This window comes from Limobrevibacterium gyesilva (genome assembly GCF_025989185.1).
Taxonomy (GTDB): Bacteria; Pseudomonadota; Alphaproteobacteria; order Acetobacterales; family Acetobacteraceae; genus Limobrevibacterium; species Limobrevibacterium gyesilva.
The window spans coordinates 202,057-221,063 of record NZ_JAPDNT010000002.1 but is presented as its reverse complement, the minus strand read 5'-3'; the positions used below and the strand labels follow the sequence as shown (position 1 = coordinate 221,063).

Genomic DNA, 19,007 nt, shown 5'->3' with positions numbered 1-19,007 from the left:
AAAGCGTACGCCGTCAGGAACCGTTGCGTAAGCGGCGCAGTCGGTCAGGCTGCGGCAAGAACCTCGATCGCCACCGCGGTGACGTTGTCGCGCACGTTATGCGCGAGCGCGGCGTCAACCAGCCGCTCGCTGGGTTCGGCCTCGGCCGGGGTTGCCAGCAGGTGGGCGATCTCGGCCTCATCGAGCGTCTTGCACAGCCCGTCGCTGCACAGCAGGAAGCGGTCGCCGGGCGTCAGCCGGCTGGTGACCTTGTCCAGTTCCGCGATGTCGGACTCAGCGCCGACCGCACGGGTGATGACGTTGGCGCGCGGATGGTTCTCGGCGTCGGCGGCCGAGATGGCGCCGGCATCGACCAGTTCCTGCACTAGGCTGTGGTCCTTGGTGATCTGCATCATCTGGCCGTTGCGCAGCAGATAGCCGCGCGAATCGCCCGCCCACAGGCAGGCGAAATGGTCGTCCCGCGCAATCAGGATGACAACGGTCGAGGCGCTGATGTCGCGCGCGTCCCCGCTGGCTGCGGCGTCGCGCAGGGCTGCATGGGTTGCCTGCATGCGGTTGCGCACTTCCGCCAGGATCTCCCCGGCCGACAGGCCAACGGGGATCCCCTCCAGCGCGTCCACGATCATGCGCGAGGCGACCTCGCCGCGCGCATGGCCGCCGGCACCGTCCGCCACGGCCCACAGCCCGAGATCCGGGCGGTTCACGTAGGCGTCTTCGTTGTGCGTTCGCACGGTGCCCACATGTGTCGTGGCCCAGGAACGGAACCGATCCATGGTCATGACGCCTCCACGCATCCGTTGTGCGCCGGGTTGCCGTCAGGATCCCGGATCATGGTCGCGAACTGCGCGGGATCCGGCAAACCGCGCAGGCGGAGACTTGATGGTGGCACGAATGGGGAGCCGGCCGTCCACCACAACGCCGAATTGCTTTGGGACCCCGGCGCCAGGCCATCGGGCAGCGGTGCCGCGTCGAGGCGCGCGGTCAGCTCTTCCGGGGCGATGACATGCTCCAGCGCATCGAGCCCGGCCTGCTCGGCGGCATCCAGCCACAAGGTGCCCCGGCCGGCCAGATCGTGCGCCGAGGCGCCAGGGGCCAGCAGCGCCAGCGTCAGCGGGAAATGCCGTCCGGCGCGATCGATGCTGGGCATCCACAGGCCCAGCACGGCGAGGTCCCCGCAACTGCCGCCGGGCAGGGCGAAGCGCCAGATCGGCGCCTCCATCCAGGAGGGCAGCCAGTCCTCGCCCAGCGCCGCGCGGCTGGCAGCGATGGCGGCCTGCAGCCAGTCGTCCCAGGGGTCGGTGAAGCTGCGCGGCAGGCCGGCGCGCACGAAATCGCCGCGCGCCGGCAACTTGCCGTAGAAGCCGCAGAGCCCGACCGGGTTGCTGGCTACAGGTTCGGGCACCGGAAATCCTGCAGCATGCCGGGAATGAACGGGTTGAACACCGATCCCACGCGGATGTCGAACTCCGCCTCCCGCTCGCCCTGCTTGAACGCCAGCGTGAAGCGTTCCGGGCTGGGGCCCGGGCGCAGCGTGCCCTGGCCGAACAGCCGGAACAGCGCCCAGGGGCCGGAGGCCTGCAGCACCGGCGCGCTGCCGGTCGGCGGTGGGTCGAACACCAGGCGGACATTGTTCATGCCGTTCGGTCCGGGCCAGGTGATCTGCGTCGAGCGCGTCGGGCCGTTGGCGTAGGAGACGGTGACTCCGTCCATGTCGAGCGTCACCTGCCGCGCACCGTTGTCCAGGCGCACCGGGGTGATGTCGAACCGCACCGAGGGCGCGGTACCGCCGCTGGCGAAGAACAGGTCACGGATCACGGCCGCGCGCTGGAACTGGGCGAGGTCGCCCTGCGAGATGGGCGCCGGCACGCCGTCCACCGCCTTCGCCACCCACGTGCGCGGCGCCATGTCGACATAAGGCCGCAACTGCGTGTTGAAGAACCCGTCAAGCAGCCCGCCCGGCGCGAACAGCCGGGAGAAATCGCCCATCGGGATCTCGTTCTGCGCACCGGCCCGGAACGGGTAGCGGCCGTCGACCGCCTGCTTGCACAGCTGCGCCGGGCCGCCGCTGCCGTTGAATGCGGCCGCGGCCTGCTGCTTGGCGCCACCACCCCGCAAGGCGGTGCCGGCAACGGCGATCGTGCGCAGCCAGCGGGCCACCGGCATGGGTTGGCGGCCGGCTTCGGCCAGCAGCAGTTGCGCCGGGTCCTCGCCGGTGCCCACGGGCGGCGCGCCGCCGGATGCGGCCGAGGCCATCTTCTGCAGTTGCTGCTGCAGGTCGTTCATCAGCTTCAGCACGTTGTCGATCGGTGCGCCGGGACCACTGCCGAGGAAGTCGCGCACGGCCTGGTAGCGGTCGTCGATCTCCTTGCCCGGCGGCGGCGGCGGCGGGCCGGCATCGGCGCCGCCGACCAGGCTTTGCAGCCGCTGGGCGGCGCTGCTCGTGGCGGCCTGGGCCGCCGCCGTCGCTGCTGCCGCGGCAGCCTGGGCGGCGCCTTGTGCGCCGGGCGGCGGAGGCGGCGGCACCGACAGGGTGAGTTGCTTGGCGATACCGCCCAGCAGGTCGCGCATCGGCGATTGCGGTGAGGACAGGATGTACAAGTCCTGCACCGCCTGGGCGATGCTGCCGGATGGCTTGATGTTGAGGTCGTCCAGCAGCGCGTCCCACTGTGCGGCGTAGTCTTTCGTATAGAGGCCGATCACGTCGCGCTCGAGCCCGCGCAATTGCGGGCCGGCGGGGTCCAGCTCGGTCCGGGTGCCCAGCACCCAGCTCTCGGCAGCCACCTCCTTGGCGACGTTGGCCAGGGCCGGCAGCAGCACACGGTGGAAGCCCTCGACTGTGTAGAAGCCGGGGATCGGATCGGTGAGCGGCTTGCCCGAACCGCGGACGAACACGCGCGCGCCGGACGTGCCCGCAGCATCGCCGGGCCGCCACGGGGGGATACGCTGGGCGGCCGAGGACTGGCTGATGCGGGCATAGACACGCTGGGCCAACGGCACGCGGCTGAGCACGCGGCGCGCATCCTCGACCAGCGCGCCGTCCAGCGACACCGCCGGCAGCGGCTCGGCCAGAAGCGCGCCGAGATGCTGGGCGAGGTCGTCGCGCAACGGCGTCGCCGGAGCGCCGGGATAGCTGCGTTGCCAGTCCAGCGCCATCCAGGCGCGCACGAGGTCCTTATCGAGCGGCCCGGCGCCGCCGAGCATGAGATAGACGCGCGTGGCCTCGTACAGGAAGTCCGGCCGGTTCAACGCGCCGCGCATTTGCGCTTCCAGGCGCAGCACCAGCCGCGGCAACAGCACCCGCTCCAGCGCGTGGCGGTAGACGAGGCGCGATCCCGCCGACAATTTGTCCGCCTGCGACAGGCCGAGCCCGCCGGTCCGCGCATTGTCCTGTGCCTGGCGGGCGGCGCCGAAGGGCAGATCGCGCGCCTGGTCCAGCAGCGGCACGATCGGCGGCAGCTCGGCGTCGCGCACGGGATCGAGCGGCAGGCTGCTGGCGGTCTGCGTATAGGCGGTGATCGCCTTGTCGGCTTCGGCGATCGCCGCCTCGTTCGCGCTGCGGCTGTGCCACAGCGCGCCGCCGATGCCGAGCGTCGCCAGCGCCAGCAGGGCGAAGGCGCCGCTGCGCATCAGCACGCGCCGGCGTCTGGCGGCTGGCGGGGCGGAGACCAGCATGGCCTCGCCGAACACCACGTCTTTCAGCAGGCGCCCCAGGAAATAGCTGCGACCCTGTTCCGGGCGCAGGCTGGGCGCACGGCGCTGGTCCACGCCGAAGGCCCGGGCGAGCGCGCCGGTCAGCCGGTCGATCGGCGTGCCTTCCTGCGTGCCGGATGTCATGTACACGCCGCGCAGGAACGGCGCCGGATCGAGGCGCGAGCCGCCGAACGCCTCCTGCAGGAACTCCGCCAGCGGCTGCTCCAGGCTGGCGACCTGGGCGGGGAAGCCGGCGATCATCGCCCGGCGCTCCGGGCTGCGCTCGGCCTGCAGGCGGTCGAGCAGCCGGGTGTTGAGGCGCTCGATCAGCAGGCGGAATTCGGCGGTGAAGGCGGCGACCGGGCCGGCCTCGCCCTGCGAGAGCGGGAAGGTCGTCCCCCACACCTGGGCGCGCTTCTCGCGGTCCAGGTCGTCGAAGAATTCGGTAAACCCGGCGAGCAGATCGGCCTTGGTCAGCAGCGCATAGACCGGCACCCGCACGCCGAGGCGCTCGCTGAGTTCCTTGATCCGCTTGCGGATGGCGCGCGCGTGGGCAAGGCGCTCGGACTGTGGCGCCTGGGCGATGTCGGACAGCGCGATCGCGACCAGCACGCCGTTCAGCGGCTGACGCTCGCGGGTACGCTTCAGCAGGTCGAGGAAGCCCTCCCAGCCCGCGCGATCCACCGCTTCGTCGGAATCGCGGGTGGTGTAGCGCCCGGCGGTGTCGATCAGGACCGCGTCCTCGGTGAACCACCATTCGCACATGCGCGTGCCGCCGACGCCGGCGACCGCGGCTTGCCCCATTTCAGCGGCGAGCGGGAATTTCAGCCCGGCATTCAGCAGCGCCGTGGTCTTGCCCGCGCCCGGCGGGCCGATGATGACGTACCAGGGCTGCTCATACAGCCAGCCGCTGGTGCCGCGGGCCTTCTTCAGCAGCGCCAGCGCCCGAGTGAGCTTGTCGCCCAGCGCCGCCACTTCTTCGGCTGAGGCGGCCGCGGACGGATCCTGGCTGGCCTCGGCCACGCCGCGCTCCAGTGCCGTCTCGCGCTTGCTGCGGCGCAGATGCAGCCAGAGATTCACGCCGAACCAGACCAGCAGCATCGCGAGAATGATCGCAAGCCGCACGATCCACGATTCCAGCGCGTCCAGCAGCGGGCCGAAATACCAGACCAGCACCGCCAGCAAGGCCACACCGATGAAGGTGAGGAACCAGCGCGACGCGAAGAAACCGATCACTGCCTTCATCGTTCTTCTCGTCCCTCAACCCTGTCGCCGCAGCATCACTTCAATGCGCCGGTTTTCTTCCCGGCCCTCCGGCGTCGCGTTCGTTGCCAGCGGCTCGCCGTCGGCGCGGCCCTCGGCGGTGATGCGCGACGGATCCTTCAGCCCCTGTGCGATCACCGCCTTCGCCGCGTTCGCGCGCGCCGCCGACAGGTGATAGTTCGATGGGAACTTCACCGAATTGATCGGCTGGTTGTCGGTATGCCCGGTGACCAGGACGCTGCCTTGCTCGTCGTTCAATGCAGCGGCGATGCGCTGCAGCAGCGGGACGAAGCGGGGTTCCAGCGTGGCGCTGCCGGACCCGAACATGCCGCGGCCCTTGATGCGCACCAGCGGTGTGGCCTCCGTGCCGACAACGGTCACCAGGCCCTGGTCGATTTCGGGTTTCAGGAAGGTGCGCAGCTTGTCGAGCGTGCCGGGCTCGGGCGGTGCCGGTGGTGCGGGCGGGGGCTGCACCGGGGCCACGCGCGCGATCTGTGGCATCAACGCAGGCGGCGTTGCCAGCATGCGCGCGAACAGCGCGTCCGAGGCGCCGTTCAGCGACGTCGAGAAATACGCGAACAGCGCCGCGATCACCGCCAGCGCCAGGACGCCGCCGACCCAGATCGGCACCGACCCGCGCGACGGCTTGTAGGGCGCCTGTACGCCCTGCCAGTGGATGGACAGGTCGGGCTCGGCGGCCTGGCGCTGGCGGACGATCAGCGCGTAGAGGTCCTCGCGGATCTTGTCGAGCTCGCCCATGCCGCGCGGCGACAGGCGGTAGCGGCCCTGCAGGCCGAGCGACAGGCACAGATACATCAGCTCCAGCACCGGCAGGAACGTGCCGGGACTCTGCTTCATCTGGCCGAGCAGGTCGAAGAAGCGCTCGCCGCTGCGCACTTCCTGGTGGAAGGTCGACACCAGCGAATTCACCGCCCAGGCGCCCTGGCTGCCCCAGGGCGTGTTCAGCACCACGTCGTCCAGGCTGGCGCACAGGGCGTAATGCGCCGGGCGCAGCTGCTCCATCGGGATCTGCGCGGTGCGTGCCGCCTGCTCGAAATGGCGCAGCTCGCGCACGGAGCGTTCGCGCAGATCGCCGGAATCAGGCTGGCTCAGCGTGTTTCGCAGCCGCGCCAGCAATTGCAGCAGCGGCGCCGCCGCCGCCGTCAGCGGCGAGAGTCCGAGCTCGATGGTCTCGGCGCCGCCGGTGACCGGCGCCGCCGTGGCGGGCGGCGGCGCCGAGGGCGTCGGGGCAGGTGCTGCAGGCCGACGTCCCCCCGGAGCCGGGCGGATGACCGTCCGGTCGCTGTCATCGGGCTCCGAGAAAGGATTGTCGCTCATCTGTCCGGATCCTTTATCGGCTGGCGCATCCGTGGCTTAGCCCCGGATCGCCCACAATTCCATCTGCAGGTTCGGGAACTCTCCCGACACATGAATCGCGAACCCGCCCGAGGACTGCATCTGCTGCCAATGCGGGCTGTTGCGATCGAGTTCGAAGTAGGAAGCGCCGGCGTAGAACGGAATCTGCCGTGGCGCCACCGGCAGCGGCCGCACGGCAATGCCCGGCAGCGCGACATTCACCAGCTCGCGGATCTGTTCCACCGCGCCGATCTTCACCTGCGACGGGAACAGCCGGCGCAGGTTCTCGGTCGGCATGTCCGCGCGCACCGACAGCACGAAGTTGGAGCCGCGAAGAATCCCGCGATCGGTGATCGGGCCGACGCGGACGCCGTACTGCCGCTCCTGCAGCGGCACCGCGATGGCGGTCTGCTCGATGACGGCGGACAGGGACCGGCGCAGATCGGCCACCACTGGCGCGTAGCTGCGCTGCAGGTCGTCGTGGCGATAGGCGGGATAGGTGTTGGGGCGGCGGGTGGTTTCGGTGAAGGTGGCGAACTCGCCGGCCATCTGCACCAGGGTGGAATACAGGTCCTCGGGGTGGACATTGCCGGAATCCGCCCAGTGCGACAGCAGCTTCTGCCAGCGGTTGACGGATTGCAGCAGCAGGAAATCGGCCACCTCGGCCACCCCCCGCGCACCCGGCGCCGTCAGCCGCGCGGCCAGCGCCTCGCCGCGCTGGTTCAGCATGCCCGACAGCTCGGTGATGAGGCCGGCGAGCGGCGGTGCCGCGGAGCACACGAGGCTGGGCGGCACCCAGCGCTCGTCCAGTGTCACCCGCTTGTCGGCGGCGACCTCGGTGACGCGGGCGACGCCCAGGCACAGATAGCCGGCGCGATCGTCGCTTTCCAGCATGTAGCGCAGCCGCAGCCGGCCGACCTGCAGGCCGGCCGGGGTCGGGCTGTCGGAATGCGTGTCGTAGGCTTCGAATTCGCGCAGTCCATAGCGGCCTTCCGTGTCGGCGCCAGTCACCACCTCGGCGGCGCCGGCCTGGCGGATGGGGGCGGCGAGATAGACCAGCGTGTTGCGCGCGCTGTCCGGCAGATCGAGCGGGGCGGGGTGGTCGGCCTCACCGGGAATGCTGAACGGCGTGCCGTCCTCGAACACGCCTGCCGCCGAGGCCAGCGCGAACCGGCCGGTGCCCAGCAGGTCGCGGTCGATGAGCATTTCCGTGATGCCCCAGGGATAGGGGCGCAGGGCGGCGGTGCGGCTGCGCAGCTGCGCTTCCTGCCAACGGTCCTGCTGCTGGAAGTGCTGGGCGCGCAGGAACATGCCTTCCTGCCAGACGACCCGGTTCGTCCATGTCATGCCAGCACCGTCCTCGACGAAAACACGGGCCTTACCCCCAGGCGCAAACCATCGATGCGTAATCGTAGCAGCATGGTCATGCCGCGGCGAGAGTGGCGGTAATGCCGGCCGTCTTCAGCATCAGGTTCACCGGGCCGGAGGATGGGGCCGGGGCGATCTGACGCCATTTCGCGCGGTCGATGTCGCGAAACAGCGCGATGGCGCCGATGAACTGCACGCCTTTCTTCAGCTCGCGCTCGATCTTGCGGGTTTCGCCGGGCGCGAGCACGAATTCCTCGGAGCCAAGGCCATCGGTGCCGAGGGTGGTGGCCTCGCGCTCGATCAGGGCGAACACGTCGGCGCGTTCGAACTTCGCCGTGGCGGCGAGCTGGAAGACACGCACGGCGACCGAGGCGGGTTTGCCGACCGGGTCAGGGTTCTGATCCGCGCCGCCCTGCATCGTGAGGTTCAGCACGGCGGGCGGTGGCGGTGCCCCGGCGCAGCCCGGAAGCGCCGCCGGCAATGTCAGCGCGGCTGGCAGGGTGAACAGCAGGCGGCGGGTGATCACGTGTCTTTCTCCTTCGCTGCGGCTTCGTCGAGCGCCTGTTCGTAGGCACGAGCGAACGCCTTGCCGAAGACGCTGTCGAAATCGTCGGTCAGCGCCTGGGTGGTGCTGGCGTGCAGCTTCTCGAATTCGTCCCAGGCGCGCCCCTTGCGGGCCCCCGGCAGGCTGATGCCGCCCTGCTGGTCGGCGGCGGCGCGCAAGGCGGCGGGGTCGAAGCGAGCCAGCAGCGCGCGCACGGCACTTTGCATCGCCACCATCGAGGCCAGCTCGTGCAGGCGGATGTCGCGCAGCGCATCGGCCACTGCGGCCGCGGGCGCCATGTCCGAACGGCGGCCGGCGCCCAGCAGGGCCGCCAGCGCATCGTCGTCGCCGGTGGAGAACTTCAGCGGGTTGTTGCCGCGCGCACGGATCATCGTCTGCTCGATGCGGAACTCGCCCTTGATCGCGGCACGCGCGATCAGAACCCGGCGCAGCCCGCCGACAAGCGCGCGGAAAGCGGCGCCGAGCGCCTCCATCTTGGCTGCGGCGTCGCCGACTTCGACATCGGGCATCTCCACGCCGCGCAGGAACGCCGCCATCAGGCCGGCATGCTGCGGCGCCGCAGGGGCGGCTGTCGGAACCGGAGTCGCGGTCGGTGCCGGTGCCGCGACAGGCACGGCCGGTGGCAACGGTGTCGGCTCGTCGAAAGGCGAGGGGGCGTCGAAATCGACCGGGGGGCCTGCGGCCGGTGGCGTGGGCGGGGCCGCGATCGGCGGCGGAGCCAGCGGCGGCGGCATCGGGGGGGCGATGACAGGGGCGGCGGGTTGCGGCGGTGGAGCGGCAGGCCCGATGCCAAGATCCCAGTCATCCGGGATCAGCGCCGCCGCCGGGCGGGGCGGTTGGAACGCATCGGAAAAGGCGGGCGTATGGTCCGGCTGCGTCGGCGCCCCCAACGGCATGTCGAGGCCCGGCGCCAATGGGTCGAAATCCGGTGGCAGCGCCACCGGCGCGGGGCCGATGCCGCCGCCGAACGGGTCGCCGCCAGGGCCGTGCAGGGGCTCCTCGTGGAACGGGTTGCCGGTGCGCGGCGGAGCAGGGGCCTTGAACGGGTCGTCGCCGAACGGATCACCAAGCGTGTCGCGCGGCCCGCCCGCCCGTCCGGGCGCCTGGCCGAACGCGCTTGGCTGGCCGAAGCCGCCGGCCTGCATGGGCTCCTCTTCGATGCGGACCTCGATCTCGTAGGCGCCGAGGCGCAGCCGGTCGCCGTCGCGCAGGTCGCGCGGCGTGCCCTGGCCGACCGGATCGAGATCGCGGTTGAGGAAGGTGCCGTTGGTGCTGGTATCCGCGAGTTGCCATTGGCCGGACCGGAAGGCCAGCATGCAATGCCGCTTGGACAAATGCCGCTCAGGGTCGGGCAGCACCCAGTCGTTGTCGGCGCCGCGGCCGATGCTGAACTCGCCGCCGCGCACGGTGCGCGTCTCCGGCGGCACGGCGTCGGGACAGCGCAGGACATTAAGGGTGAGCGTCATGGTTCAGCCGATCAGCACCAGCGGGCACCCGAGGATGATGGTGCCGCCATGTGCGGTGGTATCGCCCATGCGCGCCGCCGGACGACCACCCGCGAGCACCGTGAACGAGCCCAGCGCGATCACGTCGGGTGGGCCGACGCAGACGGCCATGTCGCCGACGCAGGCCTGCGGCATCCCACCGGTAAGCACGGTCACGGCGCCAGGCGGCAGGATGGGGCCGCCGACATGCGGAACGATGCCGGTGACCATCGGGCAGACATGCATGTCGGTGATGCGGGCAGCGGGCTGTCCCATCTCAAGGTTCCTCCGGTCCGATATGCCCCGGTCCACCGCCGGCGATGTCGCGGGCGCTTTGCAGGAACTTCGTCAGGCGGTCGGCGTGGCGCTCCGGGTGGATGCGCACGGCCGCCAAGGCAACGGCACCGGCCACCGCGCGGCCGGCGGCGTCTGGCGGTGGGGGAACGACCGGCTGGCCGAGTGGCGACATCGACTCGCCACTCCAGAACGCAGCCACGGCGGCCCATGCCTCGGGCGTGGTGAAGCCGGCCTCCTGGGCCAGCGCGAAGGCGGCGCGGCGGTTCTCGTCGGTGGGCTTGCGAACCCACTGCTCGGCTGCCTGGACCAGGCCGCGCTCGGCCGCGGGCTGGTCGGCGGGCGCGGTGTGCCGGGTGCACATGCACGCCCACCACACCGCCTCGCGCTTCGGCAGGGCGTGCGCGGCCCATTTCGAGGCATCGGCCAGCAGCCCCTTCGCCTCCAGCGCCACGAAGGCCGCGGCGGCGTCCTCGCACCCGGCCAGCAAAGCCGATGTCGGCGCCGGCAGGTCGAGCCGCGCCAGCACGTCGTCGATCCTGGCTGCCTGCATCTTCATGAGTTGCATCTGTGCCATGGCGGCCGGTCAGTTCAGCATCACCAGGCCACCCTTGAGCGTCAGCATGGCATTGCCTTTGACAGTGGTCATGAGGCCCTCCACGCTGGTCATGGTATCGCCTTTGATGGTTATCATCATCCCCTTCAGCGTGATGCCGGACGGGTCGATCGTCAGCGTGGACGGGCCGCATTTCAGCGTGATCGACTGCAGCGCCTCGATCGTCACCGCACCCGTGTCCGCCTTCATCGTGATATTGCCCAGCGAGGCCTGGGTGCTGATGTTGCCCGTCGACGCCTTGGTCGTGATGTTTCCGGTCTTCGACAGCAGCGCGTAGTCGCTATTGGCGGTGAAGCCCATCTTGCCCTGGGTGGTCGTCACCGTAAGGTCGCCGGTGCTGACCGTCAGTTCGTCGTTCTTGTCCTTCACCGTCACCGAACGGCCCTTGCCGATGGTGACGGTCTCGGACTTGCCGATGTCGATGGTCTCGTCGTTCTTGACGGTGACGATGCGGCAGTTCTGAACGTCCAGCGTCTGGTTGTTCTCGACCTCGGTGAAATAGTCCTTCTGCGCGTGCAGGAAGACCAGCTCGCTGCCTTTCTTGTCGTCGAACGAGAACTCGGAATACTGCTCGCCGGTGCCGCGGTCCGCCGAGGTGGCCGAGCGCGAGCGCATGCCGCTCTTGGTCCAGGTGTCGCGGTTGCTCAGGTCGAACACCGGCATCGCAACGCCGTTGTAGAAGCAGCCGACCACCACCGGCCGGTCGGGGTCGCCATCCATGAACGACACCGCCACCTCGGTCCCGACCCGCGGCATATGGTGCCAGCCCCAGTTATCGCCGGCGACCGTGCCGCTCCAGGGCTGGATCACGCGCACCCAGCAGCTGTCCTGCAGCGGCTTCGCGTCGGACCGGTGGTCCCAGTAGAAGCGGATCTGCACCCGGCTGTATTTGTCGGTGAAGATCTCACTGTCATCGGGGCCGATCACCAGGGCGGTATGGATGCCGGCCATGCGCGGGCGCGGCACCGTCAGCGGCTGGCGCCAGGTGGCGCGGGCCGGGAAGGCGGTGAAGCTGTTCGCGTAATGCGCGCCCCCGCCGCCGGAGCGGTCGGTGTCGTCGGTCGCGGTGTGGATGACGCTGCGTACGACGAAGACGCCGGTGTCCACGCCGGTTGGCGCCCGCTGCACGGTGAACTTGCCGCCGGCCGTGAAATGCGGCTGCGCGCCGGTACCTTCCATCAGGGTGGCGCCGGCTTCGGCAGCCTCCATGCGGTAGCGGGCCCGCGTCTTCACGACGTCGGCCTTCAGCGACAGGGCCGGCCAGGTGAAGAAATCGCGCTTTGTGGCGCCGCCGGTCTTCAGGACCGTCGTCTCTTCCGCCTTCACCAGCGTGTTCGGCGTCTCAGGGTCGTAGTCCAGCAACGAAACCTTGCCGAGCGCCGTGCTGTCGCAGCGGCGCCATCCCAGGATCGCCTCCCACCCGGTGCCGCTGGCAGTGTCGATTTTCATTGCCGCGGCGCTAGTAATATCCTTGAAGACGTTTTTGTCGTTGGCAATGACCAGCGTATGGTCGCTTGATGCATGCTTGAAGAAATAGAAACAGCCTTCTTCTTCCAGCAGCCGCGAGACGAAGTCGAAATCGGTCTCGTTGAACTGTGTGATCGTCTCGCGCACCGGCGGCGCGCCGGTGATATTCCATTCGACTGCGGTATGTCCCGCTTCCTCGAAGATCGCCTTGACGACATCGATCGCCGATTTGTTCTGCCAGATCCGGCAATCCGTGGTCTGATGCAGGAACCACAACCGCGGCACCACTTCGGCGGTATAGGTCCACGCGCCACCCGGTGCCGCCTGTCCTGCCGTACCCTGCGCGCCGAAGCTGCGGACGATGCCGTGGAAATGGCGGGGCGTCAGGCCCTCGGCCTCGTCGAATTCGAGGGTGACGCAAACCGGCTGGAACAGCATCTTGTCCGGGTCGATCCGCGCCCCTGCCGAGGTCATCTCCAGGTTGAGCGTGAACGGCTCGCTGATCGCCTCGGTCATGCGCAGCCCGACCGGCACCATCGCGTCCACGCCGCCCGGGCTCGTCATCGTCAACAGGCGCTTCGCGGCGGATCCCGACATGCACTCCCACTCCCCAGCCGCGAGACTATCCGACGTCAGGCGGGCGGCAACAAGTAGACAGATGGGTAGCAGATATTTGCCGCGGCCGCCCGATTGCCGTCGGAGTGACGGTCAGGCGAAATTCCGGAAACTGCGGATGAAGTAGTCATAGCCTGGTTCGCCGCGCTGTAGCCGGTGACCGCGGGACTGCAATGTACCACGTTGCGGCGCAGGACATGGAACCCACGTTCGGCCGCTTGAGTCGGCATGTCCTGACCCGGTACGGCCGGAGCTCATGCCACGTCAGGTGACGGCGAACGGGTCGCGACAAGCAGGCTTGATCTTACGGCACGCGGCGGTTGCCTTCAGCGCATCCCGAGCACCACCATCAGCTTGTTGCCCCTCTTGGACGGGCAGTTTCCCGCCTTTTGCTTGGTCGCCCAGCCGGCGTCCCGCAGCTTGTTGCAGACAACGGCGACATCCTTGGGTGTCGTGAGCAGGTTGTGCCCGAAATAAGCGCCGGAGATGCGCCCGATGCGGGACAGTGCCCCGCCAGCCTTCAGGACGCGCATGACAAGATCCGAACAGTTCTTGCGATAGAGCTGGTAATGGGCGCCCTGCTTATCGCGGGCTTGGTGCCAGACCCTTCGCATCGCGGCAACGTCCAGGCCATAGACGTTGTAGACCACGTGCGGCTCCGAGTCCTCCGCGTCCACATCCTTGTAGAGCCCGTTCATCGGCTCGGCGCCTGCCTTGGGATTCACCAGATCGGCACCGCCGCCGGGCCACCAGCTGACATAGTTGTCATTGAAGTGCTGGCCGGCGATTCCGTACCTGGTCTCCAGCGCCGATGGCATGACGTAGTGCGGGGACTCGGGATCGATCGACATCTCAAAACGCTGCCCAACCGCGTAGTTGCCGATATACATCGCGGCATGCCCGATATGGCCATCGGCCGGGTACCATATGTAAACGCTTCCGCTGACTGGCCCGTCTGTTGGCATCGCAACCTCCTGGTTGGCAGTCTATGGCCCTGTTGTTGAACAAGCCGTACGTCCCGGACACAGCCCGAGCCATCTTCAGCTTGGCGGATGATCTCCCGCTTGCCGTACAGATGGGCGGCTGCATCGGCGCGGCCTGTGTTCGCCGATGCAGCCTGCTCCGCCTACTTCGTCCGCTTGGTCATGTCGTAGGTCACGATCTCCGGCGTGGCGACGCCCGCGGCATCGTACGACGTGTATTTCAGGTCGAACTTCGCGAAGTTCAGCGACAGCGACTCAGACGGGTTATCGCCGCCGCTGCTCATGCTGTAGCCGCTGACCGCCGTGTCGAACAGCGTCAACATCATGAAATCCTCGACGCCGCCATCCGGCTTGGTGCGGGTGAAGGCGATCTCGGCCTTCGTGTTCATCTTGCCGAACAAGGCTTCCTGCACCAGCTTCGGCGTAGCCTTGTCCGCCGCCTTTGTGATGGTCACTTCGCTGACGCTGACCTCGCTCGCCTCGCGCTTGGAAGTGGCGCCCCCGCTCGGCATGTTGATGCCCCGGCCCATGCCCCATTGCAGGCTGTCGAGCTGGATCCATTTGGTTTTCGTGTCGGTGGTCGACTCGCCCTCGATCGATCCGTATTTCAAGAAGATACTCATCAGCGCACTCCCTCGCGTGGATAGCGGACTAAAGACTCAAGCAAGCTCGTAGCGGAACGACCCGGACGGATCGATCCTGACGGACATCCGCGTCACCGCGGCGCCCTCAGCCAGTCGCGCCAGTACTTCAGCCGAAAGCTCCGGCAGCAGGGTGCGCGAAAGGATGTTCTCGATATTGCGTGCCCCCGACGAGCTCTCGGTGCAGCGCGCGGCGATGGTTTCGACCAGCGACGGATCGTAGTCGAACTCGGCACGATAGGCTTCCTTCACCCGCCGCCGGATGCGGTTGAGCTGCAGCACGACGATCTGCTTGATGATCTCTTCCGACAGCGGGAAATACGGCACCAGCGTCACCCGGCCCAGGAAGGCCGGCTTGAAGTATTTCATCAGCTCCGGGCGCAGCGCGTCGGCCAGGCCGGCCGCGTCGGGCGCCGTCTCGGGATCGGCGAACAGCTTGGCGATCACGTCGGTGCCGGCGTTCGACGTCATGATGATGACGGTGTTCTTGAAGTCGATGTCGCGACCCTCGCCGTCCTTCATGTTACCCTTGTCGAACACCTGGAAGAAGATGTCCTGCACGCCGGGATGGGCCTTCTCCATCTCGTCGAGCAACACCACGGAGTAGGGGCGCCGGCGCACCGCTTCGGTCAGGATGCCGCCCTCGCCATAGCCGACATAGCCGGGCGGGCTGCCCATCAGCAGGCTGACCTTATGTTCTTCCTTGAACTCGGTCATGTTGATGACGGTCATGTTCTGCTCGCCGCCATACAGCAGGTCGGCCAAGGTCAGCGCCGTCTCGGTCTTGCCGACGCCGGACGTGCCCACCATCAGGAACACGCCGATCGGCTTGCGCGGGTCGGTCAGCTTGGCGCGCGAGGTGCGGATGGCCTGGGCCACCGCTTCCAGCGCGTGCGGCTGGCCGACGATGCGCTGCTCCATGGCCTCGCGCATGTTCAGCACAGTACGGATCTCGTCGGACTGCATCCGCCCGGCGGGAATGCCGGTCCAGCTCTCCACGATCTCGGCGACCGCCTGGCCGTCCACCACCGGGTAGATCAGCGGCTGCTCGCCTTGCAGCGCATGCAGCCGGGTGGTGGCGTCGGCGAGGCGGGCGCGCAGGGCGTCCTTGTCCTCGGTCCCGGCCGGGTCCTCGATCGCGGCCCGGGTGGCGCTGACCTTAGCGGCCAGCTCCTTCTCCTGCGTCCACCGCGCCTCCAGCGCCTCGAGGTCCGCGACGGCCTTGGCGCGCTCGTCCAGGAGCTCGCCCTTGCGCACGCCATGGTCAGCGCCGCTGGCCATCTCGCGGTCCAGGATCTCCACCTCGGTGTCGATCAGGGCAATCCTGCGCCGGCGGTCCTCGATCGGGGCGGGCACCGCGGCCTGGCTCATGGACACGCGCGCACAGGCCGTGTCGATCAGCGACACCGCCTTGTCCGGCAACTGTCGGCTTGGGATGTAGCGGGCGGAAAGACGGACGGCCTCGCTGACCGCCTCATCCAGGATGCGGATGCCGTGATGCTTCTCCAGCGTGCCGACCAGGCCGCGGATCATGGCGATGGCCAGCGGCTCGCTCGGCTCGTCGATCTTCACGGTCTGGAAGCGGCGGGTGAGGGCGGCGTCCTTCTCGAAGTATTTCTTGTACTCGGCCCAGGTGGTGGCCGCGATGGTGCGCAGCTCGCCGCGCGCCAATGCCGGCTTCAGCAGGTTGGCGGCGTCGTTCTGCCCGGCCGACCCGCCGGCGCCGATCAGCGTATGCGCCTCGTCGATGAACAGGATGATCGGCTTGGGGCTGGCCTTGGTTTCCTCGATCACCGATTTCAACCGGTTCTCGAACTCGCCCTTCACCCCGGCGCCGGCCTGCAGCAAGCCGAGGTCGAGCGTGCGCACGGTAACGTCCTTCAGCGCCGGCGGCACATCGCCTTCGGCGATGCGCAAGGCGAAACCCTCAACCACCGCGGTCTTTCCCACGCCGGCCTCGCCGGTCAGGATCGGGTTGTTCTGGCGGCGGCGGGTGAGGATGTCGATGACCTGGCGAATCTCGGTGTCACGGCCCAGGATCGGGTCGATCTTGCCGGCCCGCGCTCGCGCCGTCAGGTCGATGGTGAACTGGTCGAGCGCGCCGGAGCCGGCCGGCCGGGGCATGCCGTCCTCGCCGACTGGGGCCGGGCCCTCGCTGGCGGTGGTGGCGTGCGCGGCCTCGGCGCTCTTGGCGGTGATCGCCATGAAGTCCCGCTTCAGCGCGTCCGCCGGAATCTTCATGAGCTGCCCGGACGCCTCCCGCGCATGGCGCGACAGGGTTTCGTCGGCCAGCAGCGCCCAGAGCAGGTGGCCGGAGCGTGCGCGCGTCTGCCCATGCTCGACCGAGGCGAACAGCCAGGCCTGCTTCGCCAGCTCGACGATCTCCGGCGACAGGCTCGGGGCGCGCGAGTTGCCGGTCTTCATCCGGTCGAGCGCACGATTCAGATCCGATATCAATTTTCCGTGATCAGCGTCATAATGGCGCAGAATGGCGGCGATGTCGGTGTCGGTTCCGTCGGCCAGCTTCAGCAGCCAGTGCTCGACCTCGACATTGTAATGACTGCGCGACAAGGTCAGCCCGGCGGCTCCCTCGAGCGCGCGCCGGCAGGGGTCGTTGAGGCGCGCGATAAGGGCCTTCAGATCGATTGCCGCCATTACGATTTCCTACCAAGAGAGTGCCCCGATCGCAACGACCGGGGCTTCCCTGCATCAAGCTGCCGCTAGAGTATTGCGTCATCGTATGCGATGTCTACGGGCATGGCGGGCGCGGCGCGGGCCGCGCGGCGCAGGATGGAGCTCAATCATGCAGGATTGGCCTGACGGATTTGACCTGGACGCGATGTTGTCGCCGATCCCCGGCGACACCCCGGTCGGCACCGACTTGCGCGAAGACTTCTCGGCCCAGTCGCCTTATTATCGGTTGCGGGACTTGCGTGCCGAGGCGCGCGCGCTGGAGCGTGCGATCGACGCCGGCGACCCGAACGCGACCGAGGCCGAGGTGGCGCCGAAATGGCGCCAGATCCGTGACCTCGCGTCCCGGGTCCTGACCGAGACAGCCAAGGATCTTGAAGTCGCCGCCTGGTACACGGAAGCGCTGGTGCGCAGCGACGGGCTGCGCGGACTGGCGGCGGGCGCGGCACTGATCGCCGGGCTGACGGAGACGTTCTGGGACAATAATCTTTATCCTGTTCCGGACGAGGACGGCATCGTTACCAGAGTGGCGCCGGTTACCGGCCTGAACGGCGAGGGCGGCGACGGCACGCTGATCCAGCCGCTGCGCAAGCTGCCGCTGTTCCCGCGGCCAGACGGATCGGTGCTCAGCTACTGGCAATATGAGCAGTCGGCAGAGCTGGAGGGCATCGGCGACTCGACGCGGCGCCAGCAGCGCCTGGATGCCGGCGTGATGGCGTTCGACGATGTCGAGAAAGAGGCACGGGCCGCCGGCGCGGCCCGGTTCGGGACCTTGCGTGCCCAGGCGGAGGAGGCTTCGGCGCGCTGGCGGGCCATGGGCGACGTGCTGGACGCAAGGGCCGGCATGGACAGCCCGCCGACCAGCCGGGTGCGCGACCTGGTAGACCAGATCCTGGCGGCGGCCAGACGCTACGCGCCGCAGCAGGAAGAAGCCCCCGAAGCGGCAGAGACGCAGCCGGTGCCGGGGGAAGCGGCGCCGGGCGACGCTGGCGTTTCGGTCGCCGGCGGCTCGGCCGGGCGCGCGGTCACGCGCGACGACATGCTGCGTGAACTCGAACGCATCGCCGAGTATTTCCGCCGCACGGAGCCGCATTCGCCGCTCGCGGACACGCTGAACGAAGCGGTGCGCCGTGGCCGCATGACCTGGCCGGAGCTGCTTGCCGAGCTGGTGCCCGATGTTGCCACGCGGCATTCGATCCTCACCGGGCTGGGCATCAAGCCCGGCGACGAATGACGTGGTTTGCGCGCCGGTGGCAGCAACCTCGCGGAAAACTTCCACTGGCAGAGCTTTCGCCCGGTAAAGCTTCGGTTGACCATGTTCGGTCCGTCCGCATAACTTACCGGCCTCGCAGGACGTGGGCGGGGCAGAGTCTTTCCGACCGTGCAGAGGCAGACCGCACCGGTCCGGGAGGGCCGTGCCGCGGCCGGTCTTTGCTTTTCTTCGACAGAGGGAGAGTCTGGCCATGAGCGGTAGTATCCACGACAAGCTCAATCGCGTGCGCAAGCCGCGGGTGCACATCACGTACGAGGTCGAGACGGAAGGTGCGCAGATCGAACGGGAGCTGCCGTTCGTCGTCGGCGTGCTTGGGGACTTCTCCGGCGACCCCACGCAGCCGCTGCGCCCGATGTCGGAGCGCAAGTTCGTCCAGATCGACCGTGACAACTTCAACGACGTCATGGCGCGAATGACTCCGGGCGTGAAGATGAAGGTCGACAACACCCTGGCCGGCGACGGCAGCCAGATGTCGGTGGATCTGAAGTTCAACTCCATGGACGATTTCGAGCCGGCTCGCGTGGCGGCACAGGTGCCGGCGCTGAAGGCGCTGATCGAGACCCGCAACAAGCTGCGCGATCTGATGAGCAAGGCCGACCGGTCGGACGAGCTGGAAAACCTGCTCGAACAGGTGCTGAAGAACGAGAGCGAGCTGAAGGCGCTGTCCAGCCAGCTTGGGCTGGACAAGCAGGAGGGCTGAT

15 protein-coding genes are annotated in these 19,007 nt (G+C 68.6%); 2 read left to right on the top strand and 13 right to left on the bottom strand.

Annotation, left to right across the window (positions count from 1 at the left end):
• Nucleotides 1-44 precede the first annotated feature (44 nt).
• The 13 genes from OL599_RS04920 to tssH form a co-directional block, all read right to left on the bottom strand.
• Nucleotides 45-779, bottom strand: coding sequence for a PP2C family protein-serine/threonine phosphatase (locus OL599_RS04920; protein ID WP_264712531.1), 735 nt, complete (start codon nt 777-779; stop codon nt 45-47).
• Entirely contained in the window at nt 776-1,402 is a 627-nt protein-coding gene (tagF, locus tag OL599_RS04915) for a type VI secretion system-associated protein TagF (protein WP_264712530.1), read from the bottom strand. Before tagF ends, OL599_RS04920 begins: the two co-directional genes overlap by 4 nt.
• Nucleotides 1,387-4,935 carry a type VI secretion system membrane subunit TssM gene (gene tssM / locus OL599_RS04910; protein WP_264712529.1) on the bottom strand — a complete coding sequence of 1,183 codons (3,549 nt, stop codon included), beginning with the start codon at nt 4,933-4,935 and terminating at the stop codon, nt 1,387-1,389. Before tssM ends, tagF begins: the two co-directional genes overlap by 16 nt.
• Nucleotides 4,936-4,950: 15 nt before the next feature.
• Entirely contained in the window at nt 4,951-6,291 is a 1,341-nt protein-coding gene (tssL, locus tag OL599_RS04905; protein WP_264712528.1) for a type VI secretion system protein TssL, long form, read from the bottom strand.
• Between the two features lie 36 nt (nt 6,292-6,327).
• A complete protein-coding gene (gene tssK, locus OL599_RS04900; RefSeq protein ID WP_264712527.1) occupies nt 6,328-7,656 on the bottom strand; it encodes a type VI secretion system baseplate subunit TssK in 1,329 nt (442 codons plus the stop codon).
• 76 nt (nt 7,657-7,732) lie between these two features.
• Complete coding sequence (tssJ, locus tag OL599_RS04895; protein ID WP_264712526.1) at nt 7,733-8,203, bottom strand: type VI secretion system lipoprotein TssJ; 471 nt, start codon at nt 8,201-8,203, stop codon at nt 7,733-7,735.
• Complete coding sequence (gene tagH, locus OL599_RS04890; RefSeq protein WP_264712525.1) at nt 8,200-9,708, bottom strand: type VI secretion system-associated FHA domain protein TagH; 1,509 nt, start codon at nt 9,706-9,708, stop codon at nt 8,200-8,202. The genes tssJ and tagH overlap by 4 nt, the downstream gene beginning before the upstream one ends.
• A 3-nt stretch (nt 9,709-9,711) precedes the next feature.
• Nucleotides 9,712-10,002: a PAAR domain-containing protein gene (locus OL599_RS04885; protein ID WP_264712524.1), complete on the bottom strand. Its 291-nt coding sequence runs from the start codon at nt 10,000-10,002 to the stop codon at nt 9,712-9,714.
• A gap of 1 nt (nt 10,003) precedes the next feature.
• Nucleotides 10,004-10,597 (bottom strand): DUF6931 family protein, encoded by a 594-nt coding sequence (locus tag OL599_RS04880; RefSeq protein WP_264712523.1) that lies wholly within the window; start codon nt 10,595-10,597, stop codon nt 10,004-10,006.
• Between the two features lie 9 nt (nt 10,598-10,606).
• On the bottom strand, nt 10,607-12,700 hold the full coding sequence (locus OL599_RS04875) for a type VI secretion system Vgr family protein (protein ID WP_264712522.1): 2,094 nt from the start codon (nt 12,698-12,700) through the stop codon (nt 10,607-10,609).
• A gap of 344 nt (nt 12,701-13,044) precedes the next feature.
• Nucleotides 13,045-13,608: a hypothetical protein gene (locus tag OL599_RS04870; RefSeq protein WP_264712521.1), complete on the bottom strand. Its 564-nt coding sequence runs from the start codon at nt 13,606-13,608 to the stop codon at nt 13,045-13,047.
• 236 nt (nt 13,609-13,844) lie between these two features.
• Nucleotides 13,845-14,324, bottom strand: a complete 480-nt coding sequence (locus OL599_RS04865) for an Hcp family type VI secretion system effector (RefSeq protein ID WP_264712520.1) — start codon at nt 14,322-14,324, stop codon at nt 13,845-13,847.
• A 36-nt stretch (nt 14,325-14,360) separates the two neighbouring features.
• Nucleotides 14,361-16,997 (bottom strand): type VI secretion system ATPase TssH, encoded by a 2,637-nt coding sequence (gene tssH, locus OL599_RS04860; protein ID WP_264712519.1) that lies wholly within the window; start codon nt 16,995-16,997, stop codon nt 14,361-14,363.
• Nucleotides 16,998-17,145: 148 nt separating this feature from the next.
• On the opposite strand from tssH, the gene tssA reads away from it, so the two are divergent.
• On the top strand, nt 17,146-18,267 hold the full coding sequence (tssA, locus tag OL599_RS04855) for a type VI secretion system protein TssA (protein ID WP_264712518.1): 1,122 nt from the start codon (nt 17,146-17,148) through the stop codon (nt 18,265-18,267).
• 229 nt (nt 18,268-18,496) lie between these two features.
• Nucleotides 18,497-19,006, top strand: a complete 510-nt coding sequence (tssB, locus tag OL599_RS04850; protein WP_264712517.1) for a type VI secretion system contractile sheath small subunit — start codon at nt 18,497-18,499, stop codon at nt 19,004-19,006.
• Nucleotide 19,007: the final 1 nt, after the last annotated feature.

What these genes read in the sequence shown, in the direction of transcription:
- tssM (WP_264712529.1), bottom strand. Translation starts at nt 4,935, where the DNA reads ATGAAGGCAGTGATCGGTTTCTTCGCGTCGCGCTGGTTCCTCACCTTC.
- OL599_RS04920 (WP_264712531.1), bottom strand. Translation starts at nt 779, where the DNA reads ATGACCATGGATCGGTTCCGTTCCTGGGCCACGACACATGTGGGCACC.
- OL599_RS04885 (WP_264712524.1), bottom strand. Translation starts at nt 10,002, where the DNA reads ATGGGACAGCCCGCTGCCCGCATCACCGACATGCATGTCTGCCCGATG.
- tssA (WP_264712518.1), top strand. Translation starts at nt 17,146, where the DNA reads ATGCAGGATTGGCCTGACGGATTTGACCTGGACGCGATGTTGTCGCCG.
- tssB (WP_264712517.1), top strand. Translation starts at nt 18,497, where the DNA reads ATGAGCGGTAGTATCCACGACAAGCTCAATCGCGTGCGCAAGCCGCGG.
- tssH (WP_264712519.1), bottom strand. Translation starts at nt 16,997, where the DNA reads ATGGCGGCAATCGATCTGAAGGCCCTTATCGCGCGCCTCAACGACCCC.
- OL599_RS04870 (WP_264712521.1), bottom strand. Translation starts at nt 13,608, where the DNA reads ATGTATATCGGCAACTACGCGGTTGGGCAGCGTTTTGAGATGTCGATC.
- tagH (WP_264712525.1), bottom strand. Translation starts at nt 9,708, where the DNA reads ATGACGCTCACCCTTAATGTCCTGCGCTGTCCCGACGCCGTGCCGCCG.
- tssK (WP_264712527.1), bottom strand. Translation starts at nt 7,656, where the DNA reads ATGACATGGACGAACCGGGTCGTCTGGCAGGAAGGCATGTTCCTGCGC.
- tssL (WP_264712528.1), bottom strand. Translation starts at nt 6,291, where the DNA reads ATGAGCGACAATCCTTTCTCGGAGCCCGATGACAGCGACCGGACGGTC.
- OL599_RS04875 (WP_264712522.1), bottom strand. Translation starts at nt 12,700, where the DNA reads ATGTCGGGATCCGCCGCGAAGCGCCTGTTGACGATGACGAGCCCGGGC.
- OL599_RS04880 (WP_264712523.1), bottom strand. Translation starts at nt 10,597, where the DNA reads ATGGCACAGATGCAACTCATGAAGATGCAGGCAGCCAGGATCGACGAC.
- OL599_RS04865 (WP_264712520.1), bottom strand. Translation starts at nt 14,324, where the DNA reads ATGAGTATCTTCTTGAAATACGGATCGATCGAGGGCGAGTCGACCACC.